The sequence below is a fragment of the Streptosporangium sp. NPDC004631 genome, from assembly GCF_053601935.1.
In genome coordinates this window covers 1-19,480 of record NZ_JBSGCR010000024.1, presented here as the reverse complement: position 1 = coordinate 19,480, position 19,480 = coordinate 1, and the positions used below count along the sequence as shown (strand labels likewise).

The 19,480-nt window shown below is 66.4% G+C and carries 22 protein-coding genes and 2 pseudogenes; 6 read left to right on the top strand and 18 right to left on the bottom strand.

Annotated elements, in window-relative coordinates; all coding sequences use genetic code 11:
- The first annotated feature begins 95 nt into the window (after positions 1 to 95).
- Together ACWEF2_RS22435 and ACWEF2_RS22430 are read left to right on the top strand one after the other, a co-directional pair.
- Complete coding sequence (locus tag ACWEF2_RS22435) at positions 96 to 1,373, top strand: hypothetical protein (RefSeq protein ID WP_453818063.1); 1,278 nt, start codon at positions 96 to 98, stop codon at positions 1,371 to 1,373.
- Between the two features lie 59 nt (positions 1,374 to 1,432).
- On the top strand, positions 1,433 to 2,332 hold the full coding sequence (locus ACWEF2_RS22430; protein WP_453818061.1) for an SMP-30/gluconolactonase/LRE family protein: 900 nt from the start codon (positions 1,433 to 1,435) through the stop codon (positions 2,330 to 2,332).
- A 356-nt stretch (positions 2,333 to 2,688) separates the two neighbouring features.
- On the opposite strand, the gene ACWEF2_RS22425 is transcribed toward ACWEF2_RS22430, so the two are convergent.
- The 4 genes from ACWEF2_RS22425 to ACWEF2_RS22410 form a co-directional block, all read right to left on the bottom strand.
- Positions 2,689 to 3,399: a VC0807 family protein gene (locus tag ACWEF2_RS22425; RefSeq protein ID WP_453818059.1), complete on the bottom strand. Its 711-nt coding sequence runs from the start codon at positions 3,397 to 3,399 to the stop codon at positions 2,689 to 2,691.
- On the bottom strand, positions 3,396 to 4,004 hold the full coding sequence (locus ACWEF2_RS22420; RefSeq protein WP_453818057.1) for a TetR/AcrR family transcriptional regulator: 609 nt from the start codon (positions 4,002 to 4,004) through the stop codon (positions 3,396 to 3,398). Before ACWEF2_RS22420 ends, ACWEF2_RS22425 begins: the two co-directional genes overlap by 4 nt.
- Before the next feature lie 448 nt (positions 4,005 to 4,452).
- Positions 4,453 to 5,280 (bottom strand): DUF72 domain-containing protein, encoded by an 828-nt coding sequence (locus ACWEF2_RS22415; protein WP_453818055.1) that lies wholly within the window; start codon positions 5,278 to 5,280, stop codon positions 4,453 to 4,455.
- Positions 5,281 to 6,078: 798 nt separating this feature from the next.
- Positions 6,079 to 6,717 carry a flavin reductase family protein gene (locus tag ACWEF2_RS22410; protein WP_453818053.1) on the bottom strand — a complete coding sequence of 213 codons (639 nt, stop codon included), beginning with the start codon at positions 6,715 to 6,717 and terminating at the stop codon, positions 6,079 to 6,081.
- Positions 6,718 to 7,366: 649 nt separating this feature from the next.
- Here ACWEF2_RS22410 and ACWEF2_RS22405 point away from each other — a divergent pair.
- Entirely contained in the window at positions 7,367 to 8,095 is a 729-nt protein-coding gene (locus ACWEF2_RS22405; RefSeq protein WP_453818051.1) for a hypothetical protein, read from the top strand.
- Between the two features lie 14 nt (positions 8,096 to 8,109).
- Here ACWEF2_RS22405 and ACWEF2_RS22400 read toward each other — a convergent pair whose 3' ends face one another.
- The 6 genes from ACWEF2_RS22400 to ACWEF2_RS22375 all read right to left on the bottom strand — a co-directional run bounded on the left by ACWEF2_RS22400 (position 8,110) and on the right by ACWEF2_RS22375 (position 11,460).
- Positions 8,110 to 8,586 carry an iron chaperone gene (locus ACWEF2_RS22400; RefSeq protein WP_453818049.1) on the bottom strand — a complete coding sequence of 159 codons (477 nt, stop codon included), beginning with the start codon at positions 8,584 to 8,586 and terminating at the stop codon, positions 8,110 to 8,112.
- Between the two features lie 130 nt (positions 8,587 to 8,716).
- A complete protein-coding gene (locus ACWEF2_RS22395) occupies positions 8,717 to 9,340 on the bottom strand; it encodes a glyoxalase (RefSeq protein ID WP_453818047.1) in 624 nt (207 codons plus the stop codon).
- Positions 9,341 to 9,345: 5 nt separating this feature from the next.
- Positions 9,346 to 9,810, bottom strand: a complete 465-nt coding sequence (locus ACWEF2_RS22390; protein ID WP_453818045.1) for a helix-turn-helix transcriptional regulator — start codon at positions 9,808 to 9,810, stop codon at positions 9,346 to 9,348.
- A gap of 302 nt (positions 9,811 to 10,112) precedes the next feature.
- Positions 10,113 to 10,523, bottom strand: coding sequence for a VOC family protein (locus ACWEF2_RS22385; protein WP_355598872.1), 411 nt, complete (start codon positions 10,521 to 10,523; stop codon positions 10,113 to 10,115).
- A 10-nt stretch (positions 10,524 to 10,533) separates the two neighbouring features.
- Positions 10,534 to 10,794, bottom strand: a complete 261-nt coding sequence (locus ACWEF2_RS22380) for a hypothetical protein (RefSeq protein ID WP_453818228.1) — start codon at positions 10,792 to 10,794, stop codon at positions 10,534 to 10,536.
- A 225-nt stretch (positions 10,795 to 11,019) separates the two neighbouring features.
- The gene (locus ACWEF2_RS22375) at positions 11,020 to 11,460 is read right to left on the bottom strand and encodes a MarR family winged helix-turn-helix transcriptional regulator (protein ID WP_453818042.1); all 441 of its coding nucleotides are present in this window, start codon (positions 11,458 to 11,460) and stop codon (positions 11,020 to 11,022) included.
- Positions 11,461 to 11,549: 89 nt separating this feature from the next.
- Between ACWEF2_RS22375 and ACWEF2_RS22370 the strand changes: the two genes are divergently transcribed.
- Positions 11,550 to 12,092, top strand: coding sequence for an N-acetyltransferase family protein (locus ACWEF2_RS22370; protein WP_453818040.1), 543 nt, complete (start codon positions 11,550 to 11,552; stop codon positions 12,090 to 12,092).
- A gap of 120 nt (positions 12,093 to 12,212) precedes the next feature.
- On the opposite strand, the gene ACWEF2_RS22365 is transcribed toward ACWEF2_RS22370, so the two are convergent.
- Both ACWEF2_RS22365 and ACWEF2_RS22360 read right to left on the bottom strand, forming a co-directional pair.
- Positions 12,213 to 12,356 (bottom strand): hypothetical protein, encoded by a 144-nt coding sequence (locus tag ACWEF2_RS22365; RefSeq protein WP_453818038.1) that lies wholly within the window; start codon positions 12,354 to 12,356, stop codon positions 12,213 to 12,215.
- A gap of 548 nt (positions 12,357 to 12,904) precedes the next feature.
- Entirely contained in the window at positions 12,905 to 13,225 is a 321-nt protein-coding gene (locus ACWEF2_RS22360) for a hypothetical protein (RefSeq protein ID WP_453818036.1), read from the bottom strand.
- A 232-nt stretch (positions 13,226 to 13,457) separates the two neighbouring features.
- On the opposite strand from ACWEF2_RS22360, the gene ACWEF2_RS22355 reads away from it, so the two are divergent.
- Together ACWEF2_RS22355 and ACWEF2_RS22350 are read left to right on the top strand one after the other, a co-directional pair.
- Complete coding sequence (locus tag ACWEF2_RS22355) at positions 13,458 to 13,688, top strand: hypothetical protein (RefSeq protein ID WP_453818034.1); 231 nt, start codon at positions 13,458 to 13,460, stop codon at positions 13,686 to 13,688.
- Positions 13,689 to 13,761: 73 nt separating this feature from the next.
- Positions 13,762 to 14,836 (top strand): annotated as a pseudogene (locus tag ACWEF2_RS22350) (IS630 family transposase).
- 19 nt (positions 14,837 to 14,855) lie between these two features.
- On the opposite strand, the pseudogene ACWEF2_RS22345 reads toward ACWEF2_RS22350, so the two are convergent.
- The 6 genes and pseudogenes from ACWEF2_RS22345 to ACWEF2_RS22320 all read right to left on the bottom strand — a co-directional run.
- Positions 14,856 to 14,981: pseudogene (locus tag ACWEF2_RS22345) on the bottom strand (ISAs1 family transposase); the annotation flags it as partial.
- Positions 14,926 to 15,219: a transposase family protein gene (locus ACWEF2_RS22340; protein WP_453818032.1), complete on the bottom strand. Its 294-nt coding sequence runs from the start codon at positions 15,217 to 15,219 to the stop codon at positions 14,926 to 14,928. The gene ACWEF2_RS22340 and the pseudogene ACWEF2_RS22345, both read right to left, overlap by 56 nt.
- A 36-nt stretch (positions 15,220 to 15,255) precedes the next feature.
- The gene (locus tag ACWEF2_RS22335; protein WP_453818030.1) at positions 15,256 to 15,879 is read right to left on the bottom strand and encodes an ISL3 family transposase; all 624 of its coding nucleotides are present in this window, start codon (positions 15,877 to 15,879) and stop codon (positions 15,256 to 15,258) included.
- Entirely contained in the window at positions 15,768 to 16,487 is a 720-nt protein-coding gene (locus tag ACWEF2_RS22330; RefSeq protein ID WP_453818226.1) for a transposase family protein, read from the bottom strand. Before ACWEF2_RS22330 ends, ACWEF2_RS22335 begins: the two co-directional genes overlap by 112 nt.
- A gap of 466 nt (positions 16,488 to 16,953) precedes the next feature.
- Positions 16,954 to 18,246, bottom strand: coding sequence for a hypothetical protein (locus ACWEF2_RS22325; RefSeq protein ID WP_453818028.1), 1,293 nt, complete (start codon positions 18,244 to 18,246; stop codon positions 16,954 to 16,956).
- 10 nt (positions 18,247 to 18,256) lie between these two features.
- A complete protein-coding gene (locus tag ACWEF2_RS22320; RefSeq protein ID WP_453818026.1) occupies positions 18,257 to 19,102 on the bottom strand; it encodes a serine/threonine-protein kinase in 846 nt (281 codons plus the stop codon).
- Positions 19,103 to 19,480 lie beyond the last annotated feature (378 nt).

The following is a 19,480-nucleotide window of genomic DNA, read 5'->3' as shown; positions in this document are numbered from 1 at the left end:
GTTTCACAGGAACGGCTGTGAGGATATGGATCGGCCCTGAGAGGCCCCAACCGCATCGAGGACAACAGAAGCATTCCGACGAAAGGTGATATCGCATGAAGTCTTCTGAAAGCAGTCAGGACAATCACGTGCACCGGCGATCGGTTCTGAAAGGCGGCCTCACCGCGGCAGGGGTCGCGTCGGGGATCGCCGCGTCGGGAGTGATGTCCGGCGCGGCACCGGCCTTCGCCGACAGGGCGAGGAGCGCCGTCAGGGCCGCGGAAACGACGTCCCCGCCGACGCCTCCCGTGGTCCGCTCCAGTGAGGAGCTCGCACGGAGAGGGATGCGGTTCCCCGCGCGCCCCGTGCCCGCGACGGCGCTGCCCATCACCCCGAACGGCACCACCTACGAAATGGCGCAGACCCTGGCCTGGCTGGACTCCGAGCATTTCGCCGTGGGGCGCTGGGACGGGTCGATGACCATCTTCAGGTTCACCACCTCCAACCTGACCGGCCCGCTCATCAGCGAGGCGGTCAACAGCCCGGCCTTTCAGGGGGTACGGATGCTCACGCCCCTGGGGCCCCGGGCGATCGTCACCTCGAACGACGACGGATCCATCGCGCTGTGGGTCTCGCCGAGCGGCAGGTGGTCGGACCTGCGTCTGGCGAAGACCTACGCCTACGACGCCTCGCTCGGGGTCGCCACCGGCGGGCAGGGCGTCCTGGCGGGCTCTCCCAGCAGCCTGGTCGTGGGGCATTCGACAGGCCGTCTCTCCGTGTGGACCTATCACCCTGGGCGCCAGAGGCTCTCCTTCCTGCGGTCGGTCGACATCAGGAACCCCACCCCCGTCAATCCGTGGGGGCTGCACGACGTCTACTCGGTCGAGACGGTGACCGACTCAAACGGGCTCGCGCGGGTGGTCACCGGCTCGGAGGACGGTTACGTCTCCGTGGTGGAGATCCCGTCGGGAAAGATCCTGTCGCAGACGGTCTTCAACCCCCAGGCCCAACGAGGCATCAACCACCTCAGCGTCCGTGGTGACGCTCTGCTCGTCGCCAACTGCTCGGTCGGACCGGATGACCACAACCTCTGGTACTACTCGATCGACAGGACCAGCTGGCGGATCACCCTGCGCGACAAGGCCAATCTGATCGTCGACGGTCGACGACCGCAGGCGTTCAACTTCAGCACGATCTGGGGCGCCTACTCCGGAGGCCCCTGCTGGTTCGCCTCCACCGAGGAGGGCGCGCTCTGGATGGGCACCGCCGGCGCCACACTCGACATCATCGGCTATCGCGAGGTCACCAGCCCGCTCGGATCCGCCCTCGGCTGGAACGACACCCCCGGCCGGCTGGTCATGGTCGCCTACGACCTCTACGAGTTCACCACCTGAGACGCCCCCCCACCCCCGAGAAACGACCGGGCACACCGGCGAGCGCCTGAAAGGCCGCGATGATCGACAGTATCGAGACAGAGTTCACGGTGTTGGACGACCGTTTCCGCCGTTGCAACGGCGACGGGCGGATGCGGCGCCTTCACACGGGCTGCCGGTGGACCGAGGGCCCGGCATACTTCCCCGCGGGGCGTTACCTCCTCTTCAGCGACATCCCCGACGAACGCGTCCTGCGCTGGGACGAGACCACCGGCGCGGTCGGGGTCTTCCGGCAGCCGTCCGGATACGCCAACGGCCACACCGTCGACCGGCAAGGCCGCCTGATCAGCTGTGAACAGGGCAACCGCCGCCTCACCCGCACCGAGCACGACGGCTCCATCACCGTCCTGGCCGACCACATCGACGGCAGACGGTTCAACAGCCCCAACGACGTGGTCGAGCGTTCCGACGGCTCCATCTGGTTCACCGACCCCGACTACGGCATCAGCAGTGACTACGAGGGCAACCAGGGCGACAGTGAGACCGACGGCTGCCACGTCTACCGGATCGACCCCGTCACCACCCGGGCGCGCGTCGTCGCCGACGACTTCAACCGTCCCAACGGCCTGGCCTTCTCCGCCGACGAACGCCACCTCTACATCGTCGACACCCCCGGAAAACACATCCGCCGTTTCGACGTACGCGACGACGGCACGCTCTCCGGTGGAGAGGTCTTCGGCATCTGTGACGCGGGGGTCTTCGACGGCCTCCGGGTGGACAACGCCGGACGGCTCTGGGTCGCCGCCCACGACGGCCTGCACTGCTTCGACCCCGACGGCACCCTGATCGGCAAACTCGGTGTCCCCGAGATCGTCTCCAACCTCACTTTCGGCGGCATCAAGCGCAATCATCTGTTCATCACCGCCTCCAGCTCCCTGTACACGCTGCGCGTCAACTTCGCCGGCGCCGACTACCCCTGACCGGCGGCGCGGCCCACCTGCGACGGCCGACGGCCCGGTACGGCCGACGCGCGACGCGGCGGGCCGCCCCCTTGATCCGCGGGAGCCGGGACACCGGATCCGCCTGGGACGTGGCAGCCCTCAAAAGCGGGTCCGCCGTCCACGGCTCTCGCGGGGAAACACCGGCCGTCACCGCCCGGGAGGCCCACCGCTCCAGAGTCGTCGGCGGTGCCCACCCGGCCGGTCCCACGAGCAGTCGGTCCCGGTCATCGTGTCTCGCGAGATGTTCTCGGGCATGACCGAACTCCTTCGGGCAGAGGTGAACGGACGGGGACTTCACAGGCTCGAAAGGCTCCGGCGGCGTGCTCTCGGAGGCGTCAGGCTTCGCGCGGTTCGATGACGGTCTCACCGATGGTGAGGGGCGAGGCGCGCTCACGGTTGAGCGGCGCGTACATCGCGCGCCGTCCGTCGAAGAGCCCCGCCGTGATGAAGTAGACGTTGGCGATCACTATGAGCGTGATCGACGTACCGGCGTACAGCGCGCCGCCGAGCGCGGGGACGACGTCGACCGGCAGCGTGTAGGCCATGACCACGCGTGCCGCGGCGTCGAGGAGGGTTCCGACGCCCCACAGGACGGTCGTGACCCGCCAGGCCCTGCGGAAGCGGGGAAGCCGCTCCCACAGCACGTCCCACGTCTCTCCGGTGCCGTGGATCGGGAACCTGTGTTCCAGCAGCGGCCGGCTGAACAGGAACGTGAGTGGCATCCCGGCCCGCAGGCTCCCCAGGAACCAGAGCCCGACGACGGCCGTCAGCCACCCCTCCTTGGCGAGCAGGAACCTCTCTCCGCCGCTGATCAGCGACACCGCGACGCTCAGCACCATCATGACCGTCATGAAAACGGAGAGCCCGTCGACCCTGCGCTCCCTGACCAGCCCGTAGGCGCCCACGGCCGCGGGCACCACGGCCGTGACGATCAGGGAGAGGTAGACGCTCATCCCGGCCAGGCGCAGCGCGTAGTACAGGGCGGCCGGTACGAGCAGCTCGACCAGCAGGCGCAGCAGCGTGCGCCGTCGTCTCCCGGCGCTCACGGCTCGTTCCTGGTCGCCAGGTCGAACAGCGTCACCAGCTCCCCGGCGCAGGCGGCCAGGTCGAGATCGGGCCTGGTCTCCAGGAGGAACGGCAGCCCGTCCAGGGCACGCTGCAGGGTCGCCGCCATGACGAAGGTGTCGAAGTGGCGGAACTCGCCGCTGCGCTGCCCGTCACGCAGGATGCGCTGGACATGACCGATGGCGTCGTTCTCGCTGCCCGCGTCGTAGGAGCGGCTCGCGCCGTCCTCGCCGCGGAAGTTGAGGAAGATCTCCATCATCGCCCGCATGCGCGAGCGATTGTCCGCGATGTATCCGACCAGCGCGGTGATGTAGGTGCGCAGCGCGTCACGGGCAGAGGTCACACCGGCCATTCGCCCGGCCATGAACCGCCCGATGTGATCGTAGACCTCGGCGACGGCCGCGCTCATCAGCTCGTTCTTGCCGGCGAAGTGGTAGGAGATCAGGCGCGTGCTGCTCAGGCCCGCCCGTTCGGCGATCCTGGCGAAGGACGCCTGACCGTATCCGAGATCGGCGATCGTCTCGATGGTCGCCGCGATGATCTGGGAGCGCCTGGCCTCGCCGGTGAGGGATCTCCCGGATGGCACTTCCCCACCCCGTCTTACTTGCATGAGTAAAAACTACGTCATATGAGTAATGCAGGCAAGTGTGCCGGCCCCGTACCGCCGTCACCATGGGATGCCCCCAGATGGCAGGTCCGGGGCCGCTCTCGGCCGTCCGCGCGGCGCCTGGCGGTACCTGGTCGACAACGGAGACGGTGAATGGCCGTCGTCCGCCCGGCCGAATGTGACCGAGGAGAGCCACGGCGGCCGACCCCTCGCCCGGGGACGCCCAGCCGAAGCCGTCGATCGTCTGCCGGCGGACAGCGGAGACCCACCGGCGGACATGATCGCTCATCAATGACGGACACCGGCGTCGCCCGCTGACGGAGAGGCGTTTCCCCCGCCCGACGGCACGCGTGGGTCACCGCCGACCGGGGAGGGGTTTCACGGTCTCGCCTTACGGTCTCGCCTTATGGAACCAAGGATGGCGCGGTCAGAAGAGGGTCGGCGGCTCGGCCGGCATGGGCTCGGGCAGCGGCTCGACCTCGGGCAGCCTGGCCCGCACGTCATCGTGAAAACGACGGGCGAGCATCAGCGCGTCGGCGTTGTCGGGAGTATGGATGAACACGGTCGGCGAACGGCCTTCGCGGAGCCATTCGGTGACCGTGCCGACCCACTGCTGCCAGCCCTCGATCGTACGCGCCGTATCGTCCCGGCCAAGGTAGCGAACGATCGGACGGTCGGTGAGAGCGATCGACCGGCGTGGCACGCGCGGTTTTTTCGTCCACGCGTCTCGTTCGGCGTCGCTGGTCGGAGGGCTCTGGAAGAGGACGGTGGTGTCGAACGGGATCCACTCGGCGTTGACGCCGGCGAGAACCCTTTCGAGAAGCCGCGCGGACCGCGCGTCATCGAAGAACGCGCGGTGGCGGACTTCGACGGCGTATCCGTACGAGCGGGGAAGCCGGTGAAGAAAGGCCGCCAGGGTGCCGAGGTCGGTCGGAGCGAATGATCCCGGCAGTTGGACCCAGAGGGCGTGCGCTCGTGGCCCAAGTGGTTCGATCGCCTCCAGGAACGATCGGAGCTCCTCGTCGACGCCGGTAAGGCGACGCTCATGCGTGATCGACTTGGGCAGCTTGGCCACGAAGCGGAAGTCGGGGGCCGTCTGCCGCGCCCACGACTCCACCGTGCTCCTCGTCGGTGTCGCGTAGAACGTCGTGTTGCCCTCCACCGCGTTGCACCAGGTCGCATAGGACCGCAGGCGCTCCCGAGGAGGAAGCGGATGAGGCAGAAAACGCCCCTGCCATGGCGTGTGTGTCCACATCGCGCATCCCACATGAAGCCGCATGACCTCGACGCTATCCAAGGTCGGCGGTGGAAAAGACCGAGAGCGCCATAGACGGAACACGCCGCCCGGCGAGGTGATCGGCGAGCACCACGGGGCGGCATAAACGGTCCCATGAACTCCCAGGTCAAACCCGGGTGACGAGTTATAGAGCGGCACCCGTCACCGAGAAAGTCCATCACCTGACATATCTTGCGGCCGGCCTCGGAAAAGAGAATTCCCGCGGGACCTCGGCCGCCCCGCAGGAACGTCACCCTCAGCCTCCCGCCATCTCCTTGGCCTGCTCCGCGTCGCCCCCTCCCTCATCCACGAGTGTGCAAGGCCGCACAGGACTGCCCGGCTTCGCCAGCCAGGTTCCCAGCCTCCAGCCGCGTTGCCGAGCCTGAACTCCAACACCAGGGTCTCTCCAGGCCTCATGAACTTCGGGGAGATCTCGAACTCGCCCTCGGCGACGGGGCGGGTGACCTCCAGAGAGCGCCAGTGCTCCGGCCGATGGAATTCCTCAAGCCGCTGCGCGGTCATGTGCCTGGGGTTAGGCGGGTCGTAGGCATAGTCCGCACCGATGAATCGGCCAGGTGCGCACTTCCTATCCCGTGGGGGTAGCGACCGTCTGGGGGTGGTGTGCTTTCGGCCATGGCGCCACTGTAGGTGGCGTATGCCGACGACAACCGATGAGGGAGTGACCTGGCGGCGGCGGGCCGGTGATCGGCGAATGGGTTGCTGAGCACTCTGGACCATGGTCGGGCGGAGGGCGGTGGCTACGGCCGCGAGCCACGCTCAGCCGACCGCCCGCTGAAGCCTGTGCGGCATGTTCCAGCCCTCGGCGAGCCTCGACGGATGCATGTTCTGCCCGCCACCGAAGAACTCGCAGAACTTCATGATGAGCGGATCCCACCTCAGCGGGTCCACGTAGTGCGTCCCGGGGATGATCAACTCCTCCTCGACATGGACGCGCACCACCCTGACCTGGAAGGCGGTCGCCTCCGTCTCCGGACCACCGAACGGGTGCGCCTCATCCACCACGCACTCCAACTGGATGGGGCACTCCCCGACGCGCGGCGCCCGCACCAACTCCGCCGACTGCTCGGTCAGCCCCGCCGCCCCGAACTTATCTCGCTCGTACCGGTAGCCCTGCCGCAGCCGATAGTCCGGTATCGCCGTTTTCGCGGTCAGAAGCGCGAGCCGGTCGACGGCGTCGACCATCGAAGAGGACGCGAGATTCAGCACGCACTCACGTTCGCGCAGTAGATTCGCCGCGGTCTGACCGTTGTTGCCGAGACCCAGCATGCAGGAGTCGTCCAACCACCAGGCCGAGGACATCGGCGCGAGATTCGCCGAGCCGTCCTCGTTCCGGGAGCCGATCAGAACCACCGGAGTTCCGAAGTACAGCACTTTCAGCTTGGAGATCTTGTGCATGTCCTCTTGTCCTTCGTCGCGTCGTGTCGCGTCGAGAAGACTTTCCCCCGTCCCTGCGAAAACCGCTGGCAGAAACCGGACGCCGCGCTTCCTGCGAGATGGTCACCATGTAGCGGTTGAAGAGGTTGCGCAGAGCCGAGGCATGACGGTCTCCGATGCCACGCCGCTTGTCGTAGAGGGTTCGCACAGCCTTCGAACTCCTGACTTCCTGCTTGCAGAACGGCCTGATCGCCAGGGGGAACGACCCCGATCTGAGCCAGGGGCACTCCACGGGCGACCGTGACCGACCGCCGTTGACCGTCCTTAGACGGCCCGGCGATCAGGCTCCCCCTTCCGGTGCCTTCCACGCGGCACGCGCCCCGCCGGCGTCAACGGCGGATGAGCCGGGCGGGAACGTCAACGTCCGGCATGACAATTTTGGTCGACAACGCATCTACCTGGGCTCTCTGCTCGTGACACGGCACCCCCTCTGAAATCCCGTTGAGAAGGGCGCGCGCGACACGCTTTCATAGATCAACGATCAGGAGGGAAAAGGCCGTGGTGAGCCGTGCCGGAGCATAAGCGCCCCAGGCCGTCCAACACGCGCCAGGTCGGAGACCGCCTCAAGCTTCATCGGCACCACCTCCGGGCCGATGGCCGGGACTACAGAGTGATCACGCTTCGTCCGGGCAGCCGAGCGCGATTCTCCACGAACTTCTACCACCAGACCTGGCATATCCTCTCCGATCCGCACGGTTCGCTCCTGCTCAGCCGCCTGCTGTGGGGCCTGTCCTTTCAACGGCAACCCGGAACCGTTGTGATCATTGATCGGCGATTCATCGATCCCAACCCGTTCGACGCCGAACAAGGCGACCCCATCGCTCTCGTTCCCGCCGACCTGACGCATCTATCGGCGCGGACCGTCCGGCACCTCAGCCACCACTTCGCCGCACCTGGAACCGTGTCCGGAACCGTCCGGTGGCATACCTGGGGCCTCGACGTGGCGGTCCACGAGTGGCGCACTCAGCGAGCTGACGGCACCTGGTGGCGGCTGTGGCGCCCCGAGGAAGATGTCCGGGCCGCCGAGGTGGCACGCCTGGGCGGGCTGCTCAACATACGGGCCTCGGCTTCTTTGCTCCGCCGCTGGGCCGTCTACGTCGCCACGATGCGTGACCATGTGTACGAGGGCATGTCATACACCGAGTTGGACGGCCCAAGATGGGACCTCTGCCGCAGCGACGGCGAGGTACAGACTTTCCATGACTACCACCGGCGAGTGTCGGTCGCCAAAGTCTCCCGCAGGGAGGTGCTCGCCGACGAGAACGCACCCAGCGCATCCGCGGAACTCCGGCCCCTCATCTGGAGTCGGAACGACACCGTCCGAAGCCGCCGTCGATAGAGGTAAGGACCGCCTCAGCTCACGGCCTTCTTGATGAGCGCGCCGATCCGCGCCTCGTCGGCGGCGGTCAACTCCGTCAGGGCGAAGGCGGTCGGCCACATGGTGCCTTCATCGAGGTTGGCCTGGTCGTTGAAGCCGAGAGTGGCGTACCTCGTCTTGAACTTCTGCGCACTCTGGAAGAAGCAGACAATCTTGCCGTCCCTGGCATACGCCGGCATCCCATACCAGAGCTTCGGCGAGAGGGTCGGCGCGTTGGCTTTGACGATGTCATGGAGCCGCTCGGCGACGACGCGGTCCGCCTCCTCCATCTCGGCGATCTTCGCGAGCACCTCGCTCTCCGCGCCCGCCTTGGCCGCGCGCGGGCCGCGCCGCGCGGACGCCTTCAGCTCCTGGGCGCGCTCCTTCATCGCGCCCCGCTCCTCATCCGTGAATCCGTCGAACTTCTCACCGGCTGCACCGGTGGTCTTGGCGGACTTCTCCGTGTCCTTCATGGCAGGTTTCCCCTCTTGTAATGCTTGATTGGGACAATCTCATGCTAAGGATCCGCCACGGTCAGACCGGCGGCGAGCGCGGCGGCCGTCTCGCGGTCGGCAGCCGGGCCAGGAGGACAGCAGTGGCACGTCAGGGCGTGGTTGTCAGCGACGCGGCCTCCCACACAAACCCGTCCGGGTCGGTGAAAGACCCGGCGTCGCCGCCGAGCACGACCCGGTGCGATCCGGTGCCGTCGACGGGGACGCCGACATCCTTGGCAAGGGCACGGCGCCCGTACAGCGCCAGCTTGACCGGACTCGACGCGGTGGCGAACTCGACGTACTTGCGGCCAAAGCTCTTCGCCACGACGAGGCCTCGGTCAACATAGAACCGCTTGCTCGCGGCCACGTCCACGGCTCCCAGGAGGAGCACGATCTCGTCGAACTGCTGGGGGGCCGGCCCGGTGTCCCTCTTCGCCGACGTCGCGATCTTCCAGATCGTCCCGTCCGGGGCCTGTACGACGCCGCCGTAGCCCCAGAACGACTTCGCGGCGGGCTTCAGCGATGTGGCGCCAGCATCGAGAGCGGCGCCGATGAAGCCGTTGACGGTGGCCGGCTGGGACACCGTGAGCGACAGCGCGAAGCCACGGAAGCCGGTCGTCGGCGCCTCCGAGGCCCGCAGACGCACCTGAGTGCCCAGACCGAAGGCGGTGTAGAAGCGGTTGGCGGCCACGGTGTCGGCCACCTCAAGGGTGAGGGATTCGATGGAGGTCATGGCCGTCACGCTAGGTGCGGCTCGGTGACCGGCGCTTCTCGATTCCTGACCGGTCTGGTCACCTGCTTCGCCACGCACGACGGCATCCCCTCAGCGGCGCCCGCCGCGCGGCGCTGGTAGGCGCTGGGCGGCATGCCGACCAGTTCGGTGAAGCGGGTGCTGAAGGTGCCCAGTGACGAGCAGCCGACCGCGAAGCAGACCTCGGTGACGCTGAGGTCGCCCCGGCGCAACAGCGCCATCGCGCGCTCGATACGCCGCGTCATCAGATAGGCGTACGGCGACTCGCCGTAGGCGAGCCGGAACCGGCGGCTGAGATGCCCGGCCGACATGTGCGCGCCACGGGCCAGCGCCTCGACGTCCAGCGGCTGCGCGTACTCCCGGTCGATCCGGTCGCGGACGCGGCGCAACCGCGCGAGGTCGTTCAGGCGCTGTGCCTCGGTAAGCGCGCGCCCCCATGCGGGATGACACATGAGAGAACTCCTTTCATCGATGTCCGCGAGCACCCGGGTCACCGGACCGAAAAACTGCTCGACGCCGGCGAGGCCGGTGATCGGCTCGCCCGGGACGGTGATCGGCTCGCCCGGGACGCGGACGCCGCCCGTCGCCGCCGTGTGAACGGCCGGCGTGCGCGCCTCTCGCCCGCGGCGGCCGGCATCGCGAGGACCTCTGCGATGTCGCGGCCGTCGAGGGTGAGTCGAGGACGGATGCCTGAAATCACCGGCCACCGTATTCTCTGTGGCGGCCGTCATGGCCACATCGACTACCGAACGGCTCAGCGAAGCTCCTGAATGCGGATCAGGTTACCCGCAGGATCGCGGAAGGCACAGTCACGGACGCCGTACGGCTGCTCCGTCGGCTCCTGGACGACCTCGGCGTCGCCGGCCTGCAGCTTCTCGAAGGTGCCGTCGAGGTCCCGGGTGGCCAGCAGGATCCAGCCGTAGGTGCCCTTGGCCATCATCTCGATGATGGTGCGGCGCTCGTCCTCGCTGATGCCGGGGTCGGTGGCCGGCGGCGCCAGGAGAATGGACGTGCCGGGCTGGCCGACAGGGCCGACCGTGATCCAGCGCATCTTGCCGTGTCCGACGTCGCTGCGTACCTCGAAGCCGAGGGTGTCGCGGTAGAAGGCCAGGGTGGCGTCCGGGTCGTCATGCGGGAGGAAGCTCGTGTGAATGGTGATGTCCATGGCCGTCACGTTATCCGCGGCTCGGCGACCGGTGCTTCTCGATTCCTGATCGGTCCGGCCACCTGTTCATCAGGGCAGGTCGATCACGCCGAGGGTCGGGATGTCCCGGTCGGTCAGGCCCAGGGAGATGCCGCTCGGCGGCGGTGTTGTCGTTGATCACGATGGTAGGTGGGTCGACTCCCCGGGCCTGGGGCGGATAGGGCCGCACCACACAGGTGGTCCCGTCCACGATGAGGGTGTCAAAGCGGATCGTCTCGTCGTAGACGCGCAGTTCAAGGAGGTCTTCCGCCTCCGGCGGGGAGTCTCGCCTTCAGGCGGGTCGGCACACTGATGTTGAACCCGGTCAGCGTGCCGTCTCCGCGCCCTTCCTCCCTCTCCCGGGCACGGATCGCCGCCCCCTTGGGGTTAACGGGTTGTTTCACGATGAAGGCGGCGCGTCAGGAGATAGTTGACGGCCAGTCCAGGCAAGGATGACCTGCTGGACGGGACGGTGCAGTCAGATTCCTTCGGTTCCCTCGCGCAGGCGGTCGGCGTGACGGGCCTGATTGTGCAGCGCGCGGTGCAGGAATGTCTCGATGAGTTCGAGCTCGGCGATGCTGAACCGGAGGAGCTCGGCCTGGGCTTCGGCGGCGATCGGCCCCCAGATCTCCTGAACGGCTCTGCGGCCCTGTTCAGTCAGGTGCACCAGGACGCGGCGCCGGTCCGCCATATCGCGGACTCGCTCGGCCAGGCCGGTCCGCTCCAGTCGATCGATGGCGGTGGTGGCGGCGCCTCCTGTGAGCCCGGCGGCGGCCGCCAGCTCGCTTGCGGTGAGCGAGCCACGGGCGGTCAGTCGGCTCAGGCACCTCAGGTCAGTGCGATTGATGCCGAGGTGCCGGGCCGCTAGCTCATCGATGAGATCGGTGGCGTCCTGTAGCTCCTGAACGGCCCTGGTCACGGCCCGAACCCTGTCTTTCTTTGACAATCTAATCCTTAGAAAGTTGAATTAATAGGGTCGTGCGAAGTTTAGCTCCCCCGGAGGCCACAATGCCAAGCTCTTCCACCCGACTGCGACCGGCGACGACCGATGACGTTCCGGCCCTGCTGTCCCTGATGGACTCCGTCCATGCGTGGCTCATCGCCCGGGGCCGCCCGGAGCAATGGGGAACGGTGCCGTTCTCCCGAATCCCCGGCTTCCCCGACAGGATCACCGACTGGACGCGCCGGGGCGTCATCACCCTGGCCGAACGGGATGGCCGGTGCGTCGGGCTGCTGGCCGCAGCGCCCATGACCCCAACTCGGATCCCCGCCACCGCGGTGCCCGGCGGATCGATGTTCATCCACACCGTGATGACCGAGCGCGGCCCCGACGGCCGCAGCGTCGGCTCAGCCCTGCTGGAAGAGGCCGAGCGTCTCGCCAGAGCGCACAACGCTCCCGCGCTGGCCCTGGATCACTGGGCGGACAGTCCCGAACTGGGACGCATCTACGACGACCACGGCTACGTCAAGGTCGCCGAGTACACCGATGAACAAGACGGGAAGCCCGTCCGCAACGCCGTACGCATCCGCTGCCTGCGTGTCGCCGACTGAGCACGTCAGAACGAGGACCGCAGCCGGCGCAGGCAGATGATGCCACTTCCTCTTCACCCCCGCCGACCCGGAGGCGGCGAACGTACTGAGGACCGTCATTGACGCACGCACCGCACACTTCTACGCCGAACAGGCCGAGCGCGACGCCGCCCGCACTCTCATCGACAAGGGCTGGACCACCCGCAACATCGGCAGCGTGCTGGGCCTGTCCCACCAGTGCATCTCCCAGATCCTCCCCCGCGCCACCACGTAGCGTGTAAGCATCCCTGATGCTTGCCCGGTTGGAATGAACTGCCGTCCTCGGGCCGACCACCCGAACACACAGGACGACAGAAGTTCCCGCCGCAGGCCTGGCCATTACCAGCCGATGACACGAACGCCGCCTTCCCTGATCCGGAAAGCGGCGTTTCGGGAGATCGAGCCCAGGGGATCCGAACCCCTGGGCTCTTGCTCGCAAAGACGGATACCGATCTTACCTGACCTGCGAAAACATAGATCGGCGCCCTGATCGCGTTCCTCGTGACCCCCGCTGTTCCCCCTTGTTCCCCGCCCCATCGGGCACCCGACGAGCACGGCGCTACCCTCATTGAAGACGGTCTCCGGCATTGCGCCGCCCCTCCCCGCAGGGGTACGGCCTGGCGTGCCAGGCCGTAGGCGATCGGGCACGACGCCGGGAGGCTGGACAGCACCGGAGACCGCCCTCGGGCCGTTCCAAACGGTTCAATGCAGGACGGCGAGGATGAACGACCTCTCCTGAACGGCGTTGAACGTTCCTGTACCGCAACGGAAAACGCGACTGCTCGACAGCCCCATCACTTCTTCTTCTCGGAACCCCTAGCCGTGGAGTCGTTCCGACGGGCAGCACTTCGAAGTTCCTCGATCAGCGGCCACAACGGGCTGTCCTTCTGATCGAAGGTGTCAATATCAATGCGCTGATCCTTGTCGATGATCCTCGCGTTCGACGCGCCCTCCTCCTCGGCCGGCGCGGTGACCGATCGACTCGCCTTCTCCGGGTCGTCACGGCCGGCCAACTGGACTCCAACTATGAGAACCAAAGCAACACCCGGAACGAGCATCAGCCAGTGGCGCCATACCCGGCCACGCCTGGACCGCCGCGGATCTTCCTCGATCACCGGTCTCCTCCAATACGTCCAGGTAAGTCCGGCGTTTCACGACCAAGGCCGCGAGAGCGGTAAGACCCCGGTGCCTTGTCGCCAGTTTGGACGATTTCAGCGCACGACCCGTTGACCTACTGCGTTCCAGATCAGCGGGCCCTTCCGTGTTCCCACGACTCCCCATGGTTCCCCTTTCACCGGCAAGGGGCTCATCCTCGCCGATCCCGAGTCGAATGCCGGTAGGCGGACGGTGGCGATCCCCGAACTGATCATCAAGGCGAAGGTCCGCAGGGTACACGTGCACGCGACCCGCAAGATCCGCGCGTCCCTGCTCGTCGCACTTGACGTCCACCCGCGTGTGGCGATGCGGATCCTCCGGCACAGCCAGATCTCGGTCACGATGAACATCTACAGCGAGGTCTCGTCGGAGGAGACCCGCAAGGCGCTCAAGAAGCTCGGCGATCGGCTGGACGCGTACTGATGAAGAAATCTGGGCGTCACGAGTTGTCCAGGGCGCTTGTCCGCGCTATTTGCCCAGGTGACAGCCTGGAGACATGAGGTACTCAGACAGAAGCGGGGGCTTGTCCGGCACGGAGCGACAGCGGCGTGAGGCGCTGCGGCTTCAGGCGGCGGACATGTTCTGCGGAGGAATCCCTCCACCATGGGTGGCCCAGCTGCTGGGCGTGACGCGCAAGTCCGCCTGTGAATGGCATCGGGCCTGGCTGAAGGGTGGCAAGAGCGCGCTGGTCTCCAAGGGCGCCGCCGGGACCGGCTGCAAGCTCACCGACAAGCAGCAGGCCCGGCTGGAGGCGTTCTTGGACGAGGGCGCGATCGCGCACGGGTGGGACGATCAGCGCTGGACGAGCGCGCGTATCGCCGCCCTGATCGCCGAGAGGTTCCACATCCGCTACACGCCGCGCGGGGTGGCCTATCTGATGGAACGGCTGGGGTGGTCGTTTCAAGTGCCGGCGCACCGGGCGGCCCGGCGCGATGAGGAGGAGATCGCCGGCTGGAGGCGGCGGGTGCCGCCGGCGTCAAAAGTACCTGGGAGGCCTGGGGTTCCCGGCTCGTCTTCGCCGATGAGTCCGGCCAGAACCTGAAACCGCCCAAGGGCAGGACCTGGGCTCGCAGAGGTCAGACGCCGGTGCTGCAGGTGTCTTATCGCGGGCAGGGGCGGGTCTCGATCGCCGCGCTGATCTGTGTGAAACCGGGGACACGGACGCGGCTGATCTACCGCACCCGCACCTACCACCGACGCAAGCACGAGCCCAAAGGCTTCACGGTGGCCGACTTCCAAGCGCTGCTGCAGGCCGCGCACGCCCAGCTGGGCGGCCCGATCTCGCTGGTGCAGGCAGCCTGCCCGAGCACGTCAGCGCCCAGATGCGCGCGTGGATCGCCGGCCGCCAGGACTGGCTGCTGGTCTACCGGTTGCCCGCCTACGCCCCCGAGCTCAACCCGGCCGAGGGCATCTGGTCCAACCTTCGCACCAAACTGCTCAACTTCACCGTCTGCGGCATCGACGAGCTCACCGGTCTGATCAAGAACCGGCTCAAACCCATGCAGTACCGGCCCGACCTGCTGAACGGCTTCATCTCCGAGACCGGACTAATGAGCCCTGAACCGGTATAACCCCCAGCTTTCTTCCTCAGTAGGTGACGTCACGAACCCAGTGCAGTCGGTTTTCGATCGACCAATGACCGCGGATCCAGGCGGCCGGCTCAGCGGGACCGGCCTGGAAGGTGGGCAAGCTGGTGATGGTGTAGAGGGTCACGGTTGAGACGGTCGCGCCGGACTTCCGAAGCGGTCATGACCTGGGTGGGCGCATCAGCGATCCATTCTCCGATCGCGGTGAACGACCGTGCTCCGGCCAGCACCGCCGAGGCGGCGACCGCCAAGAGCGACACCAGTGTGTGCCTGATTCCGCGCCGCTCACGCGGGTCGGGGATCTGCCGCAGGTGCTCCAGCAGGTTGGCGTACTCGGCGACCACCACCAGTGAGAAGTCGCAGGTCATTTCAGGGCTCTTCGATTTTGAGGGGGATGTTCACCCTCATGCCGCTGGCATGTTGATCGTTTGATGTGTGCAGGCCAACCGTACGCGGCGGCGTTGGTTGGTGAGGTTGCGGAAGCCGAACGCCACACGGGCGGCGTCCTTGATCAGCCGGTTCGTTCCCTCGGTGCGGGCGTTGGTGATGCCGGTGGTGATGAACGCGAGCGTCTCGGGCCACCAGGCGTCGACGGTCTCGGCCAGGGTGATCAACTCGGGAATGCCGGAGCCGGCGCACCAGTAAAGGAACCGGAACAACCGCTGGGAGATCACCGGACGCGGTGCCCGCTCGCGGGCGCAGGCCGGCAGGGCGCGTAGTTCTTCCCTGGCGATCCACACGGTCAGGATCTGCCCGGTGGGCTCGTGGTCGATCAGATCGTTCCACATCCGGGTGAAACCGCGCTCCGACAATCGCTCACGGCCGCGTAGCAGGCGGCGCCGGTTGGCCCATTCCGGGTCGGTGGCCCGTCCCCGGCGTCCGCGTTCCTCACGGGTGACGCGCTGCCGCACGCTGGTCAGGGCCTTGTTCGCGAGCGCGACCAGATGGAAGTGATCGACGACGATGACGGCATGCGGCAGCGCCTGCTTGATCGCGGAGCGGTAGCAGGCGGCCGGATCGATCGCCACGATGCGCACCTGGCTTTCCACTGCGTTCCGCGCTCGCTGAGCCAGTCGATGACAGCCTTGCCGGTACGGCCCACCGCCTGGCCGAGCAAGGCGCCCGCCCCGGACAGATCGACGAAGTTGGTCTCGAACCGCTCGGTCCGCGCCCACTTCCCGCTCGTCTCGTTCTTGATCCAGGCAGGCCTGCCCCGGCGGGTCTCGTCGATGCCCGGCACTTCAGGCGGCTCGGGCTCGATGAGCAGGGCGTCGGCGCAGGTGGCGAAGTGCCGGTGCACCAACGGCCGGCCCAGCCGATACTCGCGGCCCACCGCGGCCACCGACCGGCCCGAGGCGACCTGCCGGGCCGCGGCCCGGCACAGCCGGCCTGTCACCCGCGCCCGCGGCGGGATCTCCGCCACCGACTCGGTGAACGCCTTACGCGCGCATAGCTGCTCGGCGCAGGCGAACTGCCGTTTGTGCCGGCGCACCCCGAGTGGCTCCTGGCCGTGGGGCAGGTCTCGTGGGCGGGTCGTGCGTCGCTGGCGCACCTTGGTGGAGATGACCCCGCAGTCGGGGCAGGCCGCCCAGTCCTCCGGGCGTTCGGGCGTTCGATATGCACCACTCGCCCCGATTGTCCGCCGTCATCGGCGACGCGTTCGACCTTCACCACCGTGATTTCCGGCATGCCGAACGGGATCGAAGTACTGTCGTTCACAGCTTGTGGCCCCCGTCACCAACTGTCTTTGATCAACAGCCAGTGTCGCGGGGTCACGAGCTCTCGCCCGTCAGGCCACGCCCGGGCCCTTCCCCCTCAAGATCGAAGAGCCCATTTCAGTGAGTTGGTCCAGGGCAGGGTTGATCGGCAATGACGAGGGGGCAGGCACGGTCTTCTCTGATCATTTGGCGTCGAGAACCTCATGATCCCGAAGGTTGCGCCTGCTTGCTTATCTGGACCTTTGCCCGGCCGTCTTCAGCCTCGCCGTACCGCTGTCACGTTCCGAACCGGACACCACGACCCTCAACGCCACTATGCCGGAGCCCTGGCCCTCCTGGGCGCACGAGATCACCGCAATGGGCTCACGGAGGTCGACAACAGCTTCAGTCCCCGGGGCGGTCGGCCGTTTCGATCCGGAACCGCTCAAGCAACTCCGGCGGCAGCACATCGCCGGTGATGGTCCTGGTCAGCTCATCGACCAGCTCGATATGGTCGTCCTGGTTAAGCGGCACGCCAGCGAATCCCTCGAAATGCTCGAACTTGCCCGTCGCAAAGACGGCGCCCGCCCCAAGATAGTTGTTCATCAGCGCTTTAGAGGTGCGTAGGAGATCGCCCAAGAAGTCCTGTGGTCCACGCAGGACCATCCGCAGTGATGCCCCCTCGACCACCTCGAAGAAGGCGTTGAAGTAGTAAGTCGACCGGCCCGCAAGGAACTGGATAGCCCGCCAGTCGCCAGGGACCTTGCTTCGGTCAGGTACGAACGGCAGCCAGTACTCGTCGGCGCTTTTGGCCGAATTCAGGGCGGGCAGTGTCACCAGTTGGCTGAGGTCCGCCTTGTAGTCGCCCAAGACGACCGCAGTCCTCTTGCTCGCCGCCCGCGCCGGGGAGAGTACCGCGCGCACGGCGTCGGCGGTAACGGCAACGCGCGCACGCATGTATGACAGCAGACGCAAGGCTGCGGCCTGCAGGCCATCGGCTTCTTCGTTGACAAACTGTCGGGCCACCGCGAGTGCCATTAGATTGGTAGTGTCCCGGCTGTCCAGCCATTCCTGCGGCGGATCGATATGGCCGACTCCGGAGTCGGTCTTGTTGAGAACGAGCTGGCCGAGCAGCGGCTCGGTGAAAAATACCTCTCGCGGCTCTCGGAAACCTCTGTTGCGGAGCGAGTCCATGCAGTAGTCGCAATAGCAGTGCATGCTGAACCCCACCCGGCCCTCCGCGGAGGAATTTGGGTAAGCATCAGTGATGTCGAGCACGACCCCGTCCACGCCGTGGTCGAGCATCTCGGTGACCAGGTCACCAATTATTCCCTGTACCGCGGGGTTCACCATGCAGACCTGTGACAGCGGATCCCCGAACTGATCGATCAGCCAGAGCGCCTCGTTCTGCATGAAGCCGAGCTCCACGACGATGTTGCCCCAGATTACGGCGTCCTCGCCCATGACCTCCCGAGAGGCCTGGATCCATTGCGGTAAAAGGTTTGATCGGTCGTAGGTCTTGGGGACAGGACTGACGGCCGAGCTGAAGAGTGGGCCGGAGAGCCCGACTGCGGGCAGTACGATCTCGGTCGCGTTCCGCTGGGTGAACTCGGCGAACCGCCGTAGCCAATGGTCGACGGGATGCAGCCGCAGCATCTCACCCGACGGGATGAAGCAAATCGATCTCTTGACGGTCATGATCCGCGTCCTAACCTGGCACCCGCTGCAACATGTCCCGGAACTCCTGCACCGTGTCTTTCGGCGTGTGGCTATCAACGAATCGGAGCAGCAGATTGGTGAGCTGCGGCGGAGCGTCCCGCCCGCCCTCGTGCCGGACCCGGATCGCTCCAGGCGTAGGCAGTACCGTGCCCGCGTTCGCGGTCAGGCATCCTGGCCCCTCCACAAGGATGCGGAGGGTGACCGCCAGTGCGTAGACGTCAGAGGCATAGGAGATCTCTTCCACGCCGCTGCGCACGTCGCGTGGGAAGAAGTCCGCCCGCCCACCCGCTAGGAGACTGCCGCTTCCCTGGCTGACGATGGCCCCCTGCATGATCTTTAGCAAGCCGAAATCGGACAGCTTATAGACCTGCTCCGCCGGGTCGTACACGATATTCCAAGGGGCGATGTCGCTATGCACCACCTTGTTGTTGTGCGCGGTAGCTAGGGCGTCCAGGACATCGAAAATGATGCTCTTTGCCCGCACCATCGTGCAGCATCCCATATCCTGCGAGATGTCTATGCCGTGGTAGCTGGCGCGCGGCGCGATCCACTCCATGGAGAAATAGGGCATGTCGCCGACCATCCCCATGTCTAGTACCTTGACGATGTTCCGCGACTTCCTGCCCAACCGGGCACCGGCCTGCGCCTCCTTAATGAAAGTACGCTTCGCGCTGGCGCTCATCCGCCAGGGCGACGCCTCGTTTATCGTCTTGATCGCGACAGGCTGATCGAAAAGGCGATCATGAGCTTTCCAGATCTGGCCAAATCCGCCACCACCGATCGGGTCATCCGAAAACCCCTCGTACCGAAATAGCAGTTCAAGCGAATCGCGCACAGATCCCAACTCGACCTCCCGCAAAAGGATCAATCTGGGTCTTACTTTAGTAAGGATAAGCACATGCTGGTTCACAGGGAAGACGTAAGAATCTCTCTCGGCAGGGTAATTTCAGACATTTGTATGGTCGCCGACATGGATACGGCAAATCAGACGCCCTTTTCGGGCGGAAAAGCGTCGGGACAGGCCGCATTCCATCGCAATCATGACCGCGTGGGTACGGTCACCACGTCGAGCTTGGCGAAGACGCGCGGAGTTGGGTCCTGACGGTTGCCTACGCGATAACTGTGAGGATGGTCTCGTGCTGCTTCGAGCTTCGGCTTGACCCGCGCGAGAACAGACCCCGGTGTCTTGGCTTGGATCTGTCGGCCGGGGCTT

Excerpts from the sequence above, each read along its gene's own strand:
- ACWEF2_RS22435 (WP_453818063.1), top strand. The coding sequence starts at position 96 with ATGAAGTCTTCTGAAAGCAGTCAGGACAATCACGTGCACCGGCGATCG.
- ACWEF2_RS22430 (WP_453818061.1), top strand. The coding sequence starts at position 1,433 with ATGATCGACAGTATCGAGACAGAGTTCACGGTGTTGGACGACCGTTTC.
- ACWEF2_RS22415 (WP_453818055.1), bottom strand. The coding sequence starts at position 5,280 with ATGTGGACACACACGCCATGGCAGGGGCGTTTTCTGCCTCATCCGCTT.
- ACWEF2_RS22410 (WP_453818053.1), bottom strand. The coding sequence starts at position 6,717 with ATGCACAAGATCTCCAAGCTGAAAGTGCTGTACTTCGGAACTCCGGTG.
- ACWEF2_RS22400 (WP_453818049.1), bottom strand. The coding sequence starts at position 8,586 with ATGAAGGACACGGAGAAGTCCGCCAAGACCACCGGTGCAGCCGGTGAG.
- ACWEF2_RS22395 (WP_453818047.1), bottom strand. The coding sequence starts at position 9,340 with ATGACCTCCATCGAATCCCTCACCCTTGAGGTGGCCGACACCGTGGCC.
- ACWEF2_RS22390 (WP_453818045.1), bottom strand. The coding sequence starts at position 9,810 with ATGTGTCATCCCGCATGGGGGCGCGCGCTTACCGAGGCACAGCGCCTG.
- ACWEF2_RS22385 (WP_355598872.1), bottom strand. The coding sequence starts at position 10,523 with ATGGACATCACCATTCACACGAGCTTCCTCCCGCATGACGACCCGGAC.
- ACWEF2_RS22370 (WP_453818040.1), top strand. The coding sequence starts at position 11,550 with ATGCCAAGCTCTTCCACCCGACTGCGACCGGCGACGACCGATGACGTT.
- ACWEF2_RS22365 (WP_453818038.1), bottom strand. The coding sequence starts at position 12,356 with ATGCTTACACGCTACGTGGTGGCGCGGGGGAGGATCTGGGAGATGCAC.
- ACWEF2_RS22340 (WP_453818032.1), bottom strand. The coding sequence starts at position 15,219 with ATGACCTGCGACTTCTCACTGGTGGTGGTCGCCGAGTACGCCAACCTG.
- ACWEF2_RS22325 (WP_453818028.1), bottom strand. The coding sequence starts at position 18,246 with ATGACCGTCAAGAGATCGATTTGCTTCATCCCGTCGGGTGAGATGCTG.